Below are 19745 nucleotides of genomic sequence, written 5' to 3' on the forward strand. Positions count from 1 at the left end.
AATTAGCAATGCGCTAAAGCGTATTCAACTGCTTGGAGCAAGCCTTGACCAAAGTAATTTGGAGAAAACTTTTGAATGTGTTCTAGTGAAGCTTTACTCATTGCTTGTAAATCCACTTCATCTGAGTTCATTTTGATCATAAGTTGCGTCAACTCCTTGTAATTTTCAGGGTCGAAACCGAATCCATTAATACCTTCCAAAACTAAATCTTCAAAACAGCCACAACGGTTAGAGACAAGAACAGGTAATCCTGCTGCCATAGCTTCATTAACTACTAATCCCCATTGCTCCTGAATACTGGTATGGATAAAGCAATTTGCATGAGCAAAGTATGGTAAAAGTTCGTCTTCTTTCAAGAAGCCAGGGAGATGAATACAATTTTTCAATCCAAGCTCTACAATTTGTTGTTTAATCTGTGGAAGTAAATTTCCATCACCGCATAAAACTAGATCGCAACAATTGATGCCTACTACTTGGCGATAAGCTGCATAAGATGAAATCAAAAACTCCAAATTTTTCTTTGGTATAAAACGATTAATAGCTAAAAAATAGGGTTTTTTCAGTGGAGCAGGAAGAGATTTGATTTTTTGAGGATGGAAAATATCATTACCAACTATGTCATAACCCATGAATATAGCACTGGATGGCATACCCAACTTCATCAAATAACGTTTATGAGGGTTTCCACCTACCAATGCAGCTTTATATCTTTTAACAATCCATGACTTAATAACTTCCTGCCACCAAAAACGAGGTGCATCATCTTCTTTAGTTTCAGACATTAATATAGGCAAAGTATTAGAACGGCGACACCACTTCAAACCTGCCCGTGCAACAGAGAAAGACCATCCGGGTAAAACAACAGCATCAGGTTGTAATTCATTCAGACAATGTTTAAAAGCTTCATCCGCAACAGAAGTAAATGTATCTCTACGAGTATCATAAAGTTGAGAAGCAACAGGTAATAAAGTTTTGACAGGAATTGAGAGTTGACTCACAAAATCCCCCCAGTCATGATCCAGCGTGTCATCAGTTACTTGTACAGCTGTAAGTTGCCAACCTCTTTCTTGGCAAGCTTTATGAGCAGCTTGCAATCTAGTCGCATGATAACTACCAATATTAATAAATGTAATAATAATGTGCACGATATTACGCTCGCTTATAAATAATTTATCAAGTAAAAATACAGCGTTAATTAAAAATTATCTAAATTAAAAACTTCAGTTTTTTACACATTTTAATAAAAATCAGCACATCTAATAATTAAGAACTTGTGTAAAGACATCTAAATACTTTTGGATAAATTTTTCAGTAGTAAAACGACTTTCAATTAAATTTAAAGAGCGAATTTGAAATTGCTCGTAAGTCTTATTATCATATATTAAATTTAAACAATATTCAGTCAGTTTACGGATATTGTGTTCTTGAATCAAATAGCCATTATTTTTGTGACATAAAACAGCATCAGTACCACCTTCTACAACAGAAGCAACAACTGGAACACCATATCCCATTGCTTCCAAGACTGTACGCCCAAAGGCATCAGAATCAGAGTTAAAAAGTAGTAAATCTAAAGATTGATAAAAGTGACTTAAATCTTTCTGCCAGCCTATCCATTTTACCTGATTAGAAATATTCAGGCTAGATGCTAAAGTCTCTAGTTCTCCATGTAATGGCCCATCACCGGCAATCAAAAAAATTAATTTTTTGCGATCGTTAGATAAATGTTTAGATAATTGAGCGCAAACTTCTAGAAAAATATCAAATCGTTTACGTTCAATAAGCCATCCAGCATTTCCTATAATAAAAGAATCAGCTGGAATACCTAGATGCTGACGAGATATATTTTTTTCACTAACAGTAGTAGCTGAACATCTTTGGATACAATTTTCGATTAAATGAAATTTATGTTGTATTTGAGGTGCAATTTTTATAGCTTCTTCAAGAATATAAGGTGAATGATAAATGATAGCTTGATAATCATGATGAAAATTTTGATAAAAAGCTTTCCATTTTAATAAATTTAGTAATCCATTTTTATGACAAAAATGAATAGATAAAACTTTTTTTGTACAAGGATGTGATTTGACACTCATGCAAGATGTCAGAGTCGGACCAGTGACTAAAATTATATCGCCTGAAAAATTATTGACTTTTTTTTTCAAAGATAAGTGGGATTTATAACCAAATTTACCTTCATAAGGATTATCATATATGGGAATATTTAAACTACTCAGGATATCTTTACCCATTCCTACCGGGGTTACACTTTGTACTTGCCAATCAATGACTTTACCTTGTGTTTCCTCGATCAATATATATGATGCCTGTTCCATACCACCTAGGTTAAGGCATTGAATTAAATTAAGAATTTTCATTTATTAAAATTTTTAGCTTTTTATATTATTTGTGAATATCTAAAATTTATTAACTATTAAAGTTTGATTAGAACTATTATTTATTAATAGTCATTTGATATTGATGTAATGCTCATTTGCATATTATATGTATTGTGATTTATATTTAGCTCTAGAATAGTATGCAACTAAAATCACAAAACTTACTTGAAATATAGCCTCTTGTACAAATCTTCCGATACCATGCGTTAAACCTACCATTGCTGGACTAATTAAACCCATGTAAAGGAGCATACTGAAAATACTTTTTTGATAAACAGCAGATATCCATAGATGTTTAAAAATATATCCTATCACAGCAAAAGTCAGACATCCCAAGTAGCTAAATTCTGTAAAAGAATCTCCAATACCTGTACTCGTAGAACCATTAGGGATGGTATAGCCATACAGCTTTTCAAGTGTTTCTTGTGTGATTAAGTTAAATTGTAAAGACCTTTTGAAGTCATAACCTACAATTTGTCCGGGTACATATTGAAATACAATGCTATCCCACCATCCAGTTCCATATCCATACATACCCGTCTTGTCAGAAGCATCTATGAATACCGCTGCATTTCTTAACTCTAAAATTTCGCCTTTTTGCTGTGTCTCGAACACATCTTGAACTAAAGAGAATACTTTCTCCCAATTACCAGTTAAAACCAAATTCCAAAAATCACCACGTATAGCACCAAACACAGGAAGTAGAACAGTCATCATGAATATAGCTGCGATAATTACTAACCTAGGAGGCAGAAAGCGGTAAACTAACCATAATGAAAAACCTATGATAACTATAAGTGTCATCATAGGTTGTCTACGCCCTCCAAGAACCGTAGATAGTAAAGGCCAGCCAGATATCGCTGTACAAATCAAATTAATTATTTTGGGATGCTTTAAACTCTGCAACAGAAAAAGTCCAAAGGCAATGTTGATAACTTGAGAGAAAAAAAGATAGATAGTAGACGGACCTTGCCAAGTACCACCTGTTTCTGCTAGTTGGATAGTGGTGCGAGAAAGTAAGAAATTAAAAAATAGACCTTGAATCATCAAGACTATTCCTGCTTGAAATAACTTACGTTCATCGATAACAATATTTAGTTTTGCCAACCACTTTCGATTTGGTTTACTTGCATATCCTATCCAGCAAGCAGCCGCACATAAAAATGACACAAATAAGACATTTTCCACAGCCTTAGGAGTGAGTATACCAGGCTGATCGATTAAAGCGAATGCTTGAGGCAGTATAAAGGAAGTAAACATACTGCCCATAAAAAATGGGTATTGATAAATTCTCTCTATGCGAATTATTCCCCAACTTAATAAGCCTATGCAAGTGACAATTAGCAAATCTCTATATATTTCAATCATAAGATTAAAATCAAAAAGCCTTTTGGATAATATTACTGTTTAAGCATAGTCAATCTCTATATAAATTTAGATAAGGAATTATTCCAAATAGCTAAAACATGAGAACCTGTTGTAATTTATTTTCTGACTCTTGAATTGTATGCTTTAAATATTCTTGATTTTTATCTATTTTGTTAAAGTCATTACTAGGTTTGAGATAAATTTTTACTAGTTTTTCAACAATTAACTCTATATTTCTCATAGGTATAATAAAGCCATCAATTTCATCTCTAATAATAGAACCTGAATTATAAGTAGTAATAATAGGAACTCCTGCACTCAATGCCTCATACGTCACCATTGCCGAACCTTCACATATTGAAGGTAGCACAAAGACATCTGCCCAAGTATATAAATCTTTGACTTTAGAGCGGGGAATTCTTCCCATAAAATCGCACACATCACTATATTCAGCAATACGTTCGGGCTTAATTTCCAAAGAGCCTGCAACTTTACAAGTAAAAGGTATTTTCCCTTTTATTTGGCGTAGAGCTTCCAGTAAATAAGGGATTCCTTTTCGCAGTCCGACGGATCCGACAAATAAGATTCTTAACTCGTCTCCTCGCTCTTGTGGAGTTTGGGTGAGAGGTTGATGCCGCATTGATTTTTCATCTTTGAGGCGACCTAACGGTACTACAGATATCTTATGACTATCAACTCCCCTAGCTAGTAGAGAGTCTTTCACAAAATTAGAACCACAAATAATACGATTTGCTAAGTCTTGCTCGCGATGTTCTCGCTGCATCAGTTCTAAGTCAGCATCACTAACCGTGAAAGGCGTTAACGACCATCCTTGCCAATGTTCTTCTTCTTCTAGTAGGAGTTTATGTACGAGTGAGTAATCAGCTAAGGTTTGATCTAATATACATCGGATTCCACAGGACTTAGCATATTCAAATAATTCTAGACACGCACTGTTAAATCCATAAATAGTATCGATTTCTCCTAAACCATTTTTAATAATGCGCTGACAAAATTCTTTTCCGCCCTCTACAAATATTTGTGATGCCTGTTGGGGTGAAGCTTTGTTTAGAGCCTTGACATACCTATAGCCAAATATGGGAAAATGAACAATTTTTGCACTTTTAAGATTTGGTTCGTTGCGTTCTAGACCTTTTTTTATAAAATTAGGAAGACGATTATAAAAATAAGGATGACGTAATAAATTAGCCAGTAAACTATGTCCTGAGTAGAAATCAGTGTAAAGTCTATTTAAAATACCCCACTGGTGAAATAGCAGAGGTTCCTGGTAATGCTTTCTAGCACCAAGTTGTGCTACCAAAACTTGAGGTTTATTATTCATATATAAATAAAAACAGTATTAAATTACGAACTTAAGGGTAACAAAGAATTTAATATTTTTTCGTAGCGATCGCCTACATTTTCAGGAGCATATCGTTCTAGATAAGCAGAACGAATCATTTCTGGTGATATTGATTGTTGCTCTATTAACTTTGCTATTTCCATCAGGTTATCAGCAAATTCATTCGGATTGGTAGACTTGACTATTTTGCCAAGACGGGAATCAGACAAAATATCTGGTAATGCGCCCACATCTGTAGCAACAATTGGTCTACCACAACCTAAAATTTCCAAAGCTGCTAAACATTGTCCTTCTGTATGGGAAGTAAAAGCAAATAGGTGACATGACGCGATCGCATCTTCTACTTCATAATTGGGAATACTGCCGTGAAATCCCACATAAGGGGCGATACCAAGTTTTTCAGCTAGCTGTTCTAGCTGTTCGCGCAAATGACCATCACCAAATAGATGCAGACTAGGTTTTTGCTGTTGATTATTCTCAGCAATAGATGTTTGTAAGTATTTTTCTTGAAAGCAACGAAAGGATTCTAGTAACAAAGGAATATTTTTATCTTCTACGAGTCTACCGAGAAAGCCTATTTTTAGTTGCTCGTTTGATGGCAATGGTTTGAGATTACTAGGCTGCTGTGGAATATAAGAGATAACCTCGATTCGCCCTTGATAGCCAATTTGATGCAAATCCTCTGTAAATGCAGATGCTTGTACTAGAATTAAATCAAATAGATTCAGTGCGTCTAAGAGTTGGCTTTTTTCTTGAGGTGTATTTGGAACTAAAGGGCGATAGGGAGTAATATAAACAAATTTTTTACTATTACCAATTTGTGACTTTAGTGTTTTTAAAATTTCGATAGGTAATAGTTTGCCAAATAAAACTATATTACTTTGTTTAATTTGTTTAATTCCCAGAGGTAAAAGCAGCCAATCTGGTAAATTCCATCGACAACCCCATTGCCAAGGATTACGCACAATTTTGACTTTTGCTTGTTCAATAGACTGAAGTAAAGAAGAGTTTGGTCCCCAACAGACCAGTTGACAATCGTAGTTGTGATTTTGAAGATAACAGAGAAGATTCTTGCAGAAAGTCTCTATTCCTCCAATTGCAGCAAATCCACCAAAATAAAAAAGAATTTTCATATATATTTCTCCGTTTCAAATTCAACCACACAGATAAGATAGCCATGCTTTCTTGAGAACGGAGTAGGAATATCTATCCAAATAATATTTTTGCAATTCTACTTGGTTAATCTCTCCTTCTGCCAACTGGAATAGCATTTTTCTGACGGCATTAATAAATAAGTTATCTGTATTTGCAGTAGTTGCAGCATCTTTAGCTTGTTCGTTCTGCCACGGTTCGGCAGGAACAATAATTACATTTGGATTATTTACACCATAATCGGCAATACCTCCAACACCATAGGTCACAAAGGGAACGCCACAAGCTAGAGATTCTAGTAGTACAAGCGGTGCGCCTTCATCACCAAGGGTAGGTAATAAAGTCAGATCGTAACTGCTGATGAGGTCTACATAAGCTTGACCTTCTGGATAACGACCAAAACATTTGACGCGATCGCCAATTCCATTAGCTTCTATATACTGCCTAATTAGGGGTTCTTCTAAACCAGTGCCATGGATATGCAACTCACTTAACACATCTTTGAGCAAATCCCATTGCTGCACAAGCCAGAAAGACCGCTTATGAGGGACTAGTCGGCTAAATAATGCTGCTTTAGCCTTGCCAATTTCAACTGATTTGGGTTTAATTTGAGGTAAGCGGGCAGTAATTTCTAAAGGTTCTGGTATTGCAGGCAGAGATGCTATCTTCTTTTGCCAGCCAAAATACTCAACAAAGGTATTTGCCACTGTCGGTGATTGTCCCACAACCTCATCAAAGCACCATTTTACTCCCCAGCGGGGATCGTTCCAACCACAGGGGATACCCGACATCACTTCATGAAATATGCTTCTAACTCGTTTTGGCAATATTAAAGGTAATAAGCTTAAATTCCAACCTGTGCCGATTCCGTAATAAACATCGGGTTTGAAATTATTAGCTGCTTTGATTATTTCTTTGAACTTACTTAATTTGGAAACTTTGGAATTATCACACTTTAAATAAAGTAATTGAATACCATTTTTCACAAATCCATCTTGATTTGGCTCCTCTTCCTCAATTAATTGAGGTGCAATAATAAGAACTTTCACTCCTGAATCCGCTAGCATTTTAGAGAGAAAACGCATATGCGTTTGAATTCCCCCCTTTGGTGTGATTGCACCAAATAATAAAATTTTCATCGTTAATGCTTTGTTATTAATTACATTATTAATGGTGTGTCAAAATTGCAATAGCCAGTTCTCTAGAGTTTGAGCGCGTATTTCCCAAGTGTGCTGACGGGCGAACTCTAGTTGCTTGAGGCTTTTTTCGTAGACATCAAGCTTTTCTGCTAAGGTAAATTGCTTGCGGATGTGAGCGATCGCATCTGACGCAGAATTAAAAATGCTAATCCACTCAGGATATAAACGACATTCCGGGACATCAGTACTGAGAATTGGGCGACCACTGGCAATACCATCCATGATTTTGGTAGGACAGGATGCTTGATTAAAGGGATGCTCTACTACGTAAGGAATCCAATTGACTGCAAAAGACCAATAGTACTCTGCAACTTTATCAGACGGTACTTGCCCAATATGGCTAACATTGGTTAATGTTAGCACTGTCTGACGGATTGCTTGCCAATTTCCTTGTTCTACCATGATTTGCTCGTCTAAACCACCAACAAAAATAAATGTAATTTCGGGACAAGCTTTGATAACTTGGTAAATCAATTGCCAATCTAAGCGATCGCCTAAGTTGCCAACATAACCCACAGTCATTGGTTCTGGGGGTATTTCTGGTTGGGAATTTAAGTAGGTGTTTACAAATCCATGTGGATAATGATAAATCTTAGAGGAATTTTTACCGTGATGTTCCTCAAGAGTGAGCAGTTGAGAGTAGGAAGCACACAAAGTAATACTAGCGCGTTCAATTAATTCCTGTTCTTGCTCTAAAATCTTAGTTTTACGGTTAGGTCGATAAAGAACATAGTCATCAAAGTTGTAGTAAATTAATCGCTTATTTGGTATTTTGCGTACCCAAGGAGCAAAATCAGGATGAGGAGCTATGACCCAAGGATGTTCGCCTGATTTCTGTTTGAGTTGCCAACACCAGTGTTGGATTAACTGTTGTAAGTAAAATCGAAATAACTTTTCTAATCGCCCAGCATAGCCGCTAGGCAATACATGAATTGACCGATTTAGTAAGGATGGCGGGATTCTTTTAGACCAAGTAGGTTTGTGAGGATAGTAAGTGCGCCAATCATAAAATTGCACAGCATGGGTCGGATGTTTCTGAGCCAAAGCTTCTGCTAGACCATAAGTCCAAGGACTGTTCGCGCCTAAAAATAGAAAACTGAGTTTTCCCATAGTATTTTTTTAAGATATTTACCACCCACGCATATCTCGCAGCCAGTAGCCAAGAACAGGCGATCGCCCAATCAATTCTCTAATTGCTGAACGCAGAAGGGGGGGTAAGAGCTGAAACCGATAGACAGGAGCTTGATAAACTCTTGGTTCCTGATCCTTTTTACTCCTTTCAATTGGCCCAAAGGTGGAAATATGGTTGATGAGAGATTCGTAGCCTTTCCACATTACTGCTTCATCAAAATCAGAACGGGCACGTTCAATTACCGCAGTACTAAAAAGTTCATAGTTGTTACAGGCATATAAAACTTGTTTAGCTAAGGCTTGAGTGTTGTCTAACGGAGCAAACAGTCCTGTCTTGTTTGCCGTAGTGATTTCTTTTGTACCAGTGGCAACATCCCAAGCCACTGGCACACAACCCATACTCATGGCTTCAATCGTTGCCATACCAAATGGTTCAACGCGACTCAGCATCAGTAAAACTTTTGCGGATGCAGCGGTGGAAAAGATGAGATCGCGTGGGACGTGGCCGTAAACATAAATACACTCAGAATTTGGCAATTGGTTAATTCGAGACTGAAATTCTGGTTTCACCTGACCAAACCAGTGCAGCTTGCCAGTGAACCCTAGTTTAATTAAATGTTTCCATAACTTGAGAACATCAAATGCCCCCTTTGTGGGATTCTCACCACCTAGAAATATTAGATCGTTTGGGCGTGTAACATTGAATTCTGGTCGCTCTGGAAATACAGAGCCATTGTAAATCACAGAAAGTTTTGTTGTCTGTTTTAAGCGATTTCGGAACTTACTTGCTACAGTTTCAGAAACAGCGACAATGGCCTCTAAATTATCCTCCTCTTCCAGCACTCTTTGCCAGTATCCAGGTATGGTGTCGTGGACGACAAAAACACATTTAATGTTGGGAGGTAAGTAAGGAATAATAGCATCTAACTCTCCACAAGCATTAAAAAGTAATACATCCTGTGGATTCTCATTTAGCCATTGCATTAGAACTTTTGGTGTTTCTGGCGCAGAACCATATAAGCCTAGAGATGATACTCGAAAATCATCACCACTACTCATCCAGCTAGGTTGAGTGAGCATCAGTATTGTTGTCTCATATCCAGCTTTAGCAGCTTGCCGACAGCAAGACAAAGCGACAGGAGATATTCCGCCGCTATTGTCGCCAGGAATTAGCCAACAGAGTTTCATATATTTACTTAGTCTTTATAAACTAATTGCTCTCTCATTAAATAGGACAGAGCAAATAGAAGTTTTGTATTTTTCTAAATTGAAAGCATGAGATATTCCTGTGGGTGATTTGGGCTTTCTCAGTAACTTTAAAAAAACAAACCAAGGAAAATTAAAAATAAATGGCAGAAGCATCTTATTTAAAAGAACAATCTCCCACCACTTTTTTATTAATAATATTTTTTGATTTGACACCAAAGCAATTCGTAGTTCTCTCCAACATACATCCAACCGCATGAAAAATTGTTGAGCCGAGGGAAGACCCAATCGTTCTCGATAAGGATTAGCGTTTGAAGTCATCCAGAATACATCTTTGATTAATACTGCATCAGAATTCACAGAATAATTTTGTGTTATCTGAGCCGTATGCAGACGATAAGCACAAACAGGCTCATTAACAGCGGTAACAAGATATTTTGAGGACAAAGCAACACATATCTCCCAATCCGCTATACCAACAAGACCAGTGTTAAAGCCTCCAAGATTACGAAACAACTCTGTACGATACATACAAGCACTGGGATTAGAGCCTCTATATTCTTCAAGTTTTGCCCACTGTCTCTCAGTTCTTGGTTCAGGACTATAAGGCTCTGTATAATCAAATACCTTAATTTTATTCTGTTCTTGAAGTTCTTCAAAAGATACCATTCCTCCCAGACAAATGGCTGCATTAGGCATTTCCTGAAGAGCTTTAACTTGCTTCTCTAAAGCTTCTGGAAAAAGCAAATCGTCACTGTCTAAATATTTTACGAATGGAGTTTGACACAGTTCCAAACCACGCATAGCGTTTTTAAATTGACCTGCGTTCGCTTCATAACGGTGATATTCAATCTTGACATCTGGAAATTTGTCTACTACCTCTTGAAGATTATCTTTTGAGGCATCATCGCAAACAATGACAACAAAATCTTTGTAAGTTTGTTGTCTTAGAGATTCTAAAGCTTGTGCCAGCATTTTGGCACGATTGTATATAGGAATAATTACTGTAAGTTCCATAATTTATGTCTCGGTTTTTAGTTATTAAATAAAATGTGCTTGCTCAAAGTATTTTTCGAACAAAACTAGAATCCAATTAATAAATTATTTCATGCTTTAATTTCTTAAATATTGCATATCCATTACGTAGAGAAGGATTTTGGGAAATCAGAGTGTAGTTTGAGTCTGTAATTAGTCTATGATGATTCTGATAATTTTCAAATGTACTAATATCATCAAGTAGGATAAACATTGTTCCGTACACTTGATCTAATTCAATACTTGTATTTACCTCAGAACTATCAATTAATACTAAATCAAAACAGTTGATTTGATTGTCTTGGTGGATTTTTTTGATTGTATTCTCTAGAGCATCAGGTAAATGTCCTTGTGAGCTTGAAGCAATATCGTAGCATTTGACAAGAGAATCATTAGCATAGCGATTTTGTAATTTAATAAACTGAGGTGTTGAAGTGTTTATGCAGAATGCAGTAGGCTTATTCTGGTTTTCCCAGATTCCTGTCAAAAATGCCTCGGTGTTTCCATCACCAGTCGCAGCTCCAATGAGTAAGGCTGTCTTGATATCTTCTTCGCGTACCATTTTTTGAACATCATGTAAGAATTCATCATTTTTCATGAGTGAAAAACGGTAAGGTAGAAAATAACCAAACCTAGTTTCTAAAGCATGTAATACTTTAGTACTTGGTATTATTAATTTAAAATAAACAAAGCGTCTAACCTTAATTAAATAATCAGGGCGTAATTTATTTTTTTGTTTCCAAGGTTGTGGTAATTTTGTAAATAACTTTCTATAAATATTCGTTAGACTTTTAATTAAAAATTTTGTATTGATACTAAAAGTTTTTTTTTGATTATTATGCAAAACTTCACTTTCGGAATAAACTAACTTACTCAAATTTTCTGCCCAATTAGGTTGGTTACATTTTTTAAGTATTATGCATAAATTTTCAACCCAGTCTTTAAAATCTCGTTTAGGCAGTGGATGAAGGCTATAGCGATACTTAGATTGTTCGTGATAAGATAAATCAACTTTATCTGCTTTATTTGTCAAGCTATTAATAGCCCAACGAGTACGATCTAGTTCAGGATGACTTAATGATGGAAATTGCTGGGCACGGTGCTTAGCTTCATTTAATTTTCCTTGACACAGAAGAGAAATAATGAAATAAGCCCATTCTACTGGCTCAGGATCTATGGCTTTGTAATCCTCAAGAGTATATTTAATTGGTTGAACAATCCAATGTTGTGCTGCTGCTGCATCTCCCTGATAGAGCTTGCAAAGTGCTAATCTCAATTTTGGTTCGGGCATACAGACTGTATAGTTTAGGCAGCGCAGATATAAAGTTTCTGCCTCTTCGTATTGACCTTTCCATAGTTTTTCATCCCCTTTGCGTAGCAGATCTATACTTAATCCATTACATATCAGATGTGAATTTTCAATTCCAGATGATTTTTCTACAATGGTAAGTGGCTCGAAAGGATTTTTCTGAACAATCTTTTGATTAGGTTTGAGATTTTGGTGGAGATTAAACCATTGAAAGATTTGATCTCGTTGTTTCAAGGTGTGTTGAGAATGAACTAGTTGATACCCTGCATTGGTAATTCTCTCCAGAACATCTAGATTTTGAAATAAGTAGTCAAGCTTATCTAATAGGTCATGCTCATCAACAAAAACGCAATTTTCCATATCAACGAATCCTGCAGCTTCAAGGGAACGAGTTTTTTCTGTAAGAAGACAAGACTTAGCTCCTGGTATTTCAAAATGTTTACGAACAATCTCCTTTGCTACTGAACCACATGTTGGTACAAACCAAGAAGCATTGATGCTGCGGGCATACTGTTCACCATATATCATTCGTGATGTGGAACTTTTATCATATCCACCATGGGGGAACGTTAGTGATGGATAATACTGAGAAATAATTTTATAAATTCGTTGCCGCCAGGGATATAGATAATAAGTAGAGCCAGTTAACATTGTTGGTATAATTTTAGGCTGATTGTAATCTCGATATATATCAGCATCTATAAAATTCGGCCAGACAAATAAGTTTTTGGCAATCTCTGGTGTATGTTCAGCTGTAGTAGTGCAAATGGAAAAGAATGTTTCTATACCCCAATGTTCCATGTCGGAGAGAAAACCTGCACGGCAATCACACCACGAATCTCCGTTATGAAATCCTAGCTTAGGTATTTCTGGATAAGCAGAAGTGTTTTTTATATTAATTTTCTGAGCAATATATTTAACACCACTTTCAAAAAGTGTTAGGTCTGGTTGGTACTGGTCACAAATTTGCTGATAGTCACAATCCTCATTAATGACTATCACATCAAAGAACTCTGATAAGCATTTGACATGAAGTTGCAAGTGCAACTTAATAAAGTCAGGGGCACGTTCATGTTTCCATTGAAAAAACACAAGCTTTGGCTTGGTAATTGTCTGCATAAAAATACCTTTACTAAATCTTGCTATGCTTTGGAATAAACTACGCTTAAATCTGGCTACTAGTTTTCAAAACCTCGATCGCGCGATCCTGTTCCTGTTCGGTCATGTGATGGAACAGTGGCAAAATAATTGCCCGATCCTGTGCTTGTTCGCTTTCAGCTAAGCGATCGCACTTCCCTGCTTCACAATTACAAGCTTCCCGACTAGTAGCACAAGACCATGCTTCAATTTGGTAGGCACTTTCGCGGTGAGCGCACATAATACCGCGTCGCGTAGCAATCCCAGCATCCAACATCACCTGCATAACTTGCACTTGGTCGCACTTTTCTGGTAAGCGCACACAGTAACTTTGCCAATTACTTCTTGCCCATGCTGGCTCTGTTGGTAATTTCAATCCTGGCACATCTGCCAACTGTTCGTCATATCTTTGGGCTAAATAACGGCGGCGTTCTACAATCTCCGGTAAGCGTTTGAGTTGTTCCCGTCCGACTGCTGCTTGGATGTCGGTCATGCGGTAGTTATAGCCCAACATTGGGTATGACTCAAAAATGACTTGTTTGGCTCCGTGGCGCACGGTGTCAGGTACACTCATGCCGTGTTGTCGCCAGAGGCGAAACTGTTTGTCCCACTCAGGATTATTTGTAGTCAACATCCCACCGTCGCCGGTGCTAATAATTTTACGGGGATGGAAGGAAAAACAAGCGATATCTCCATGTGGCTTGCCGATTTTCTCCCATTGCTCATTCCAGAGAATCTCACTGCCGATCGCACAAGCTGCATCTTCAATTACTGGTAGATTATACTGATGGGCAACTTCTAAGATGGCTTTGAGGTCACAAGGCATTCCTATCTGGTGAACGACAAGAATGGCACGGGTGCGTTCGCTAATTGCATCTGCAATTAACACTGGGTTGATATTATATGTTTGCGGTTCAATGTCCACAAACACGGGCACTGCCCCACAGTAACGAATGCTGTTAGCGGTGGCAATATAAGAGTGGCTGACTGTAATCACTTCATCCCCAGGCTGTACACCTACGGCTAACAGCGCTAAATGCAATGCTGTGGTGCAATTGGAGACGGCACAAGCATATTTAGATCCTATGTAAGCTGCAAATTCCTGCTCAAAGGCGGCGACTTCTGGCCCTTGAGTTACCCAGCCAGACATGATAGCCCGCTTGGCTGCTTCAGCTTCAGGTTCGCCCATCCAGGGTTTAGCGATCGGGATGTATTGCATTTTCTCAGACATTGCTTGCTTCCTTTGTCAGCTTTTGTTCGCGCCACCAACTAACCAATCTACGCAACCCTTCTTCTAAAGATACTTCTGCCTCAAAACCTAGCAATTTCTTGGCTTTACTTACATCAGCAAGTCGGCGCTGTACGGGGTTAACTTTGCGTTCTGGGCCATATTCTGGTTGCAAGTCCGACCCCATAACCTTAGCCAAACTATAAGCAAGGTCATTCAAGCTGCTTTCCACACTACTAGCAATATTAAATACCTCATCAGTGATATCAGCTTTGGCAGCCAAAATATTCGCTCTAGCAATGTCTTCGATATATACAAAGTCCATTGTCTGCTTGCCATCGCCAAAAATCAATGGTGGCTGTCCGGCGACGATACGCTCCATCCAGCGAATCAATACTTCCGTGTAGACACCGTAAATATCCATACGCGGCCCGTAAACGTTGAAGTAGCGTAATCCCACATAGTCCAGCCCATACATATCGTAGAAACTGCGTAATAAGCCTTCATTAAAAACTTTAGCTGCACCGTAGATGGTGCGGTTGTTATAGGGGTGATGGGATTCCGTGGTGGGGAAATCCTCTGCCATACCATATATTGAAGCTGATGAAGCAGCGACTACCTTTTTCACATTGGCTTTCACTGCTGCTTCCAAAACATTAAAAGTGCCATCTGCTAAAACTTCTAATGCTAAACGCGGTTCTTCAGCACATTGAGTAATGCGGATTGCTGCCTGATGAAAGACTATATCTACGCCTTCCATGACTTCCCCAAGAAGTTTGCGATCGCGGATATCGCCTTCTACAATTACCAAAGGCCCGTGTTCTTTTGCCCAAGCAAGGTTGTTGAGTTGTCCGCGAGTGAAGTTATCCAGAACAACAATCTCAGAGACTCTTTCTTTTACCAATAAATCGGCAATATGAGAGCCAACTAGACCTGCACCACCTGTAATTAATACTCGACTATTTTGCATTTTCTTTTAGTCTGCTAATTTGTTCTTCCAGAATTTGAATACGGTTTAGTAAATCAGACGTGCGTAAGCCTAAAGTACTTTTTACTGACTTAATTATATTGGCTGCTGCTGTTCTTTCTGCTCCTGCAAATTGCACTTCAAAAATTCTGAGTACGCCATCACCCGTGAGGACATCGACAAAACCTTCTGTTTTGGATCTACCGATAATTCGACCAGGAATGCGTCCTACATAAGAGGGAGGATTATCTACAGGCTTGGCTTGCCACACCAGTAATTTTTCCCCTTGAAAGTATGTATAAGCCCCTGGAAAAGGAGATACTAATGCCCGAATAAAACAGTCTATACTTCTAGTGGCAGCTGACCAACTAATCTCACCATCTTCAGGCAGGCGAGTACAGCCATAGGTGGCTTCAGCATTATTTTGCGGTACGCCTTCATAACCGCGAACAGCTTTGACAACTGTGTCTCCTAAATGTTGCCCCTGAATTTTATTTAACTTGTCATATATGGTAGCTACAGTATCATCAAAACCAATGGAAATTAGCTGTTGAAAGAGGATATTCCCCTCATCTAAACCAGGCGATATTTTATGAATAGTTATCGCGGCAGTTGTTTCATCATTAATAATTGCCCAATTGACATTGGCACGACCGCGATAACGAGGTAAGGGTGAATAATGGACATTGATAAATTTAGACAGTTCAATCAGTTCCGCTGGCAGTATTTGGTTATAGGAAGAAACCACTACGCAATCCGGCTGAAATTTTAATAGTAGCGATTTAATTTGTTGCTGAGAAGTGTCTGAAAAGATCGGGATACCTACTTGTTGGGCAAGGCTGAAAACGGGATCGTCGGATTCACTGTCTACTCTCACTACCCCTTGCACGTTGCACTTCGATAACAAAGATTCTAGTGCGCTGCAAGTAGTCGTACCTATCCCGATCAGAAGTACATTAACCATTCACCACCTACGTTTACAGCAGTTGCACAAATTCCATAGCTGATTTACTGAACTGTAAGGATTCTCGCCAAATCACTTCCGCCGCTTTTAGCCCTCCTGTTTGCAGTCGGATAATCGGTTCTGGGCCGACTGCAGAAGGCAGAATCCCCATATGTCCAGGTTTTGGCTCTATTTCTGGGCACACTGGGATGTGGTGGGAGACAAAAGCTGAACGCTCGATGTCTCCCCAGTACTGAGCTACTAATGTGCCTGGCCAATATTTGGCAATTAGGACGGCATCTGTAGCAGTTAATACTGGCTCTGGGCGCGGTTGCAAAGCCACCAATATTGCATCATAGGTTTTATCAGTAGGTGCTACTGAGATAGTGTCAACAGTGTCTACGTTAGCACCAGCATTTACTAAACCGCGTTCAATGAATGAGCTAAAAGGGTTGTCACACAGTAATAAAATATTACTTGTGTAAACAGAAACCCCAGCGTCTAATAACAGCTTGGTTGCCATAATTCCCAAAAATGAGAAGACATCCACGCCAGGATGGCGTTCGTTGACACCTGCTACTTTGATACCTTTTTGACGACAAGCTAGCAGATCCACATCCTCTGGTCTAAACTCCCACGCTTCGTACATTAAACCAATGACTGCTGTGGGCTTCATCCAAGCAATCATCTGTGCATTAATGGGACGAACGTGACCGCTGTTGGTGATAATGTCAGCTTGGGCGACAATATCTTGGGTTTTATCGGTGATAAATTCCAGTCGATCGCTTACCCCTGCTAGTTCAGCTAGTTCTAGTGTCTGAGCTTTGACTTGTTCTAGAGTGCCATAACGGCTACTGCGAGCGATTGCAAACACTTTTTTTGCTCCGGCGATCGCTGCTACGACAGGTGTAACTGCATAGGCTCCAGTTGCTGCTTCTGTAAGAACAGTTAAGTTATCAAGTTGCAGTTCGCAACGCTGAATCGCCTGCTGTATCAGTCTGACGAGGCGGTGGGAATTTAAACCAGGGCGGGAATCGTACATTAAACAGTCACTCCCAGAACAATGTTTTGCAGACTTTCAGCAACAATATTAATTTGTGCTGGTGTAAGTTCGGCAAACATGGGCAGTGAAAGTACTTCCCTGGCTGCTAATTCTGAGTGCGGAAAATCACCTGGCTTGTACCCTAAATCGGCATAAGCTGGTTGCAGATGTACGGGAATGGGATAGTGAATACCTGTTTGGATACCCTGCACGTTGAGCTTTTGCTGTAGTTCATCCCGTTGGGGCGATCGCACGGCGTAGACATGGTAAACGTGGCGGCTGTAGGGCATAACTATGGGTACGGTCACGTTGGAGTCTTTCAGTAGTGCGTCATACTTTGCTGCATGTGCCCTCCGAGCCTCTGTCCATTCTTCTAAGTACCGCAACTTCACCCGTAAAATTGCTCCTTGGATGCCATCCATGCGGTAGTTATACCCTTTGAGTACATGGTGATACTTGTGTTCTTGACCCCAGTCGCGCAGCATCCGCATAGTATGGGTATATTCGGGATTATTGGTGACTATCATGCCTCCTTCACCATAGGCCCCTAAATTCTTGCCAGGGTAGAAACTGAAACAGCCAATATCGCCAATAGCACCTACTTTTTGCCCTTTGTACTCAGCCCCGTGAGCTTGTGCAGCATCTTCTATTACAGTCAAACCATGACGACGGGCAATCTCCAAAATCGGTTCCATATCTGCTGGTTGACCATACAAATGTACGGGCAAAATGGCTTTTGTGCGTTCGGTGATGGCTTTTTCTATTTGAGTGACATCAATCGTATATGAAACAGGATCGATATCTACAAAAACAGGCTTGGCTCCGGTGTAACAAATTGCTGCAGCGGTGGCAACAAAAGTAAAGGGTACAGTAATCACTTCGTCACCAGCACCGATACCAGCTGCTAGTAATGCTAAATGGAGGGCGCTGGTACCAGTATTGACGGCAATGCCATCAGCGGCATTGCAGTAGTCTGCAAAATCTTTTTCTAAGGCTGTGACTTCATTTCCTAAAACAAATTGCGTACTTTCCAGTACTTTCAATACTGCGGTGTCAATTTCGTCTTTAATACTCAGATACTGAGCTTTTAAATCTAAAAATGGAATCATACTGCTACCTTTGCTACATTAAGTTCAACTAATCGACCACGCTGCTTCATCGATTGAGTAGCAGCCTCAAGAATCTTCACTGTCTGTAAACCGGCCTCCCCATCAGTAATGGGGCGCTTGCCCTGCATAATGCATTCAATGAAGTGCAATCCTTCTGTCCGCAGTGCTTCTGTCATATCCAACTTGGGCGACCACATATCTCCTGTGCGATAACCAATTAGCATTTGGTACACGCTTTCAGAATTGCCATTCACGGTAATTCCTTTGTCGTAAATTTTAACTTTCTCACTGGGTTCCAAGTCATCATAAACAATCATCCGTTGACTACCACCAATCAGGGTGCGGCGGACTTTTACTGGTGCTAACCAGTTGACATGGAAATGAGCGATCAAGTTGTTTTCAAAGAAGCATGTCAAGTAAGCGATATTTTCAGGTTCTCCAGGAACGTGGCTGATACCTGTTGCTGAAACAGCGTAAGGCTGGGATGGCAATACATAGTTCATGATTGAGAGGTCATGGACTGCTAAATCCCAGATCACATTGACATCATGCTGAAAAAGTCCTAAATTAACGCGTACAGAATCGTAGTAGTAAATATCTCCTAGTTGATTGCTGGCAATCAAATCGTGCATTTTGCGTACAGCACCCGTATAGACAAAGGTGTGATCCACCATCAATACTAGATTGCGTTTTTCTGCTTCTTCAATTAACCGTTTTGCCTGCTCAGAAGAGGCTGTCATCGGTTTCTCTACTAGTACGTGCTTGCCTGCTTGCAATGCTGCCAAGGCCAAGTCGAAGTGAGTTGAAACTGGTGTAGCGATCGCCACAGCGTCAATCTTGGGATCTGCAAATATATCTTGACAGTCTGTCGTCACTTGGATGGAGGGATAGCGGGCCTGCGCCTTTGCCAAAAGTTCTGGTTTAAAATCACTGATCTTTGTGACTTGAGCATTTGGAATTTCAGCAAAATTCCGCACTAGGTTAGGACCCCAGTAACCATAACCAATTACACCGATATTAATCATGTTTCTTATTATTTTTAACTAATCAAAATCTTTTATTAACAAGCTAGTAAACGCTACTATTCACGGAGGGTGTTATCTTGTAGATTTACCACAATTTGCCTGCTATTTAGTACAAACAGTTGCAAGTCTCAT

16 protein-coding genes are annotated in these 19745 nt (G+C 39.1%); all 16 read right to left on the reverse strand.

The window, feature by feature from the left end; all coding sequences use genetic code 11:
• Nucleotides 1-2: 2 nt before the first annotated feature.
• Nucleotides 3-1145, reverse strand: a complete 1143-nt coding sequence (locus RMY31_RS34130; RefSeq protein ID WP_322658627.1) for a glycosyltransferase family 4 protein — start codon at nucleotides 1143-1145, stop codon at nucleotides 3-5.
• Between the two features lie 111 nt (nucleotides 1146-1256).
• The gene (locus tag RMY31_RS34135) at nucleotides 1257-2378 is read right to left on the reverse strand and encodes a glycosyltransferase family 4 protein (RefSeq protein ID WP_322658626.1); all 1122 of its coding nucleotides are present in this window, start codon (nucleotides 2376-2378) and stop codon (nucleotides 1257-1259) included.
• A 123-nt stretch (nucleotides 2379-2501) separates the two neighbouring features.
• Nucleotides 2502-3767 (reverse strand): hypothetical protein, encoded by a 1266-nt coding sequence (locus RMY31_RS34140; RefSeq protein WP_322658625.1) that lies wholly within the window; start codon nucleotides 3765-3767, stop codon nucleotides 2502-2504.
• 91 nt (nucleotides 3768-3858) lie between these two features.
• Nucleotides 3859-5109 (reverse strand): glycosyltransferase family 4 protein, encoded by a 1251-nt coding sequence (locus RMY31_RS34145; RefSeq protein ID WP_322658623.1) that lies wholly within the window; start codon nucleotides 5107-5109, stop codon nucleotides 3859-3861.
• A 23-nt stretch (nucleotides 5110-5132) separates the two neighbouring features.
• Entirely contained in the window at nucleotides 5133-6263 is a 1131-nt protein-coding gene (locus RMY31_RS34150; RefSeq protein WP_322658622.1) for a glycosyltransferase, read from the reverse strand.
• Nucleotides 6264-6284: 21 nt separating this feature from the next.
• The gene (locus RMY31_RS34155; protein ID WP_322658621.1) at nucleotides 6285-7421 is read right to left on the reverse strand and encodes a glycosyltransferase family 4 protein; all 1137 of its coding nucleotides are present in this window, start codon (nucleotides 7419-7421) and stop codon (nucleotides 6285-6287) included.
• A gap of 39 nt (nucleotides 7422-7460) precedes the next feature.
• Nucleotides 7461-8591, reverse strand: coding sequence for a glycosyltransferase (locus RMY31_RS34160; protein ID WP_322658619.1), 1131 nt, complete (start codon nucleotides 8589-8591; stop codon nucleotides 7461-7463).
• Between the two features lie 18 nt (nucleotides 8592-8609).
• Nucleotides 8610-9800 carry a glycosyltransferase gene (locus RMY31_RS34165; protein WP_322658618.1) on the reverse strand — a complete coding sequence of 397 codons (1191 nt, stop codon included), beginning with the start codon at nucleotides 9798-9800 and terminating at the stop codon, nucleotides 8610-8612.
• A 15-nt stretch (nucleotides 9801-9815) separates the two neighbouring features.
• A complete protein-coding gene (locus RMY31_RS34170) occupies nucleotides 9816-10835 on the reverse strand; it encodes a glycosyltransferase family 2 protein (protein ID WP_322658617.1) in 1020 nt (339 codons plus the stop codon).
• 76 nt (nucleotides 10836-10911) lie between these two features.
• Nucleotides 10912-13281 carry a glycosyltransferase gene (locus tag RMY31_RS34175; RefSeq protein WP_322658616.1) on the reverse strand — a complete coding sequence of 790 codons (2370 nt, stop codon included), beginning with the start codon at nucleotides 13279-13281 and terminating at the stop codon, nucleotides 10912-10914.
• 46 nt (nucleotides 13282-13327) lie between these two features.
• Nucleotides 13328-14530 (reverse strand): DegT/DnrJ/EryC1/StrS family aminotransferase, encoded by a 1203-nt coding sequence (locus RMY31_RS34180; RefSeq protein ID WP_322658615.1) that lies wholly within the window; start codon nucleotides 14528-14530, stop codon nucleotides 13328-13330.
• Nucleotides 14523-15497, reverse strand: coding sequence for an NAD-dependent epimerase/dehydratase family protein (locus RMY31_RS34185; RefSeq protein WP_322658613.1), 975 nt, complete (start codon nucleotides 15495-15497; stop codon nucleotides 14523-14525). The genes RMY31_RS34180 and RMY31_RS34185 overlap by 8 nt, the downstream gene beginning before the upstream one ends.
• Nucleotides 15487-16458: a methionyl-tRNA formyltransferase gene (locus RMY31_RS34190; protein WP_322658612.1), complete on the reverse strand. Its 972-nt coding sequence runs from the start codon at nucleotides 16456-16458 to the stop codon at nucleotides 15487-15489. The genes RMY31_RS34185 and RMY31_RS34190 overlap by 11 nt, the downstream gene beginning before the upstream one ends.
• A 13-nt stretch (nucleotides 16459-16471) precedes the next feature.
• Nucleotides 16472-17479, reverse strand: coding sequence for a hypothetical protein (locus tag RMY31_RS34195; protein WP_322658611.1), 1008 nt, complete (start codon nucleotides 17477-17479; stop codon nucleotides 16472-16474).
• Nucleotides 17479-18588, reverse strand: a complete 1110-nt coding sequence (locus tag RMY31_RS34200) for a DegT/DnrJ/EryC1/StrS family aminotransferase (protein WP_322658610.1) — start codon at nucleotides 18586-18588, stop codon at nucleotides 17479-17481. Before RMY31_RS34200 ends, RMY31_RS34195 begins: the two co-directional genes overlap by 1 nt.
• On the reverse strand, nucleotides 18585-19622 hold the full coding sequence (locus RMY31_RS34205; protein WP_322658683.1) for a Gfo/Idh/MocA family oxidoreductase: 1038 nt from the start codon (nucleotides 19620-19622) through the stop codon (nucleotides 18585-18587). Before RMY31_RS34205 ends, RMY31_RS34200 begins: the two co-directional genes overlap by 4 nt.
• Nucleotides 19623-19745: the final 123 nt, after the last annotated feature.

The sequence above is a fragment of the Dendronalium sp. ChiSLP03b genome (assembly GCF_034531165.2).
GTDB lineage: Bacteria > Cyanobacteriota > Cyanobacteriia > Cyanobacteriales > Nostocaceae > Dendronalium > Dendronalium minutum.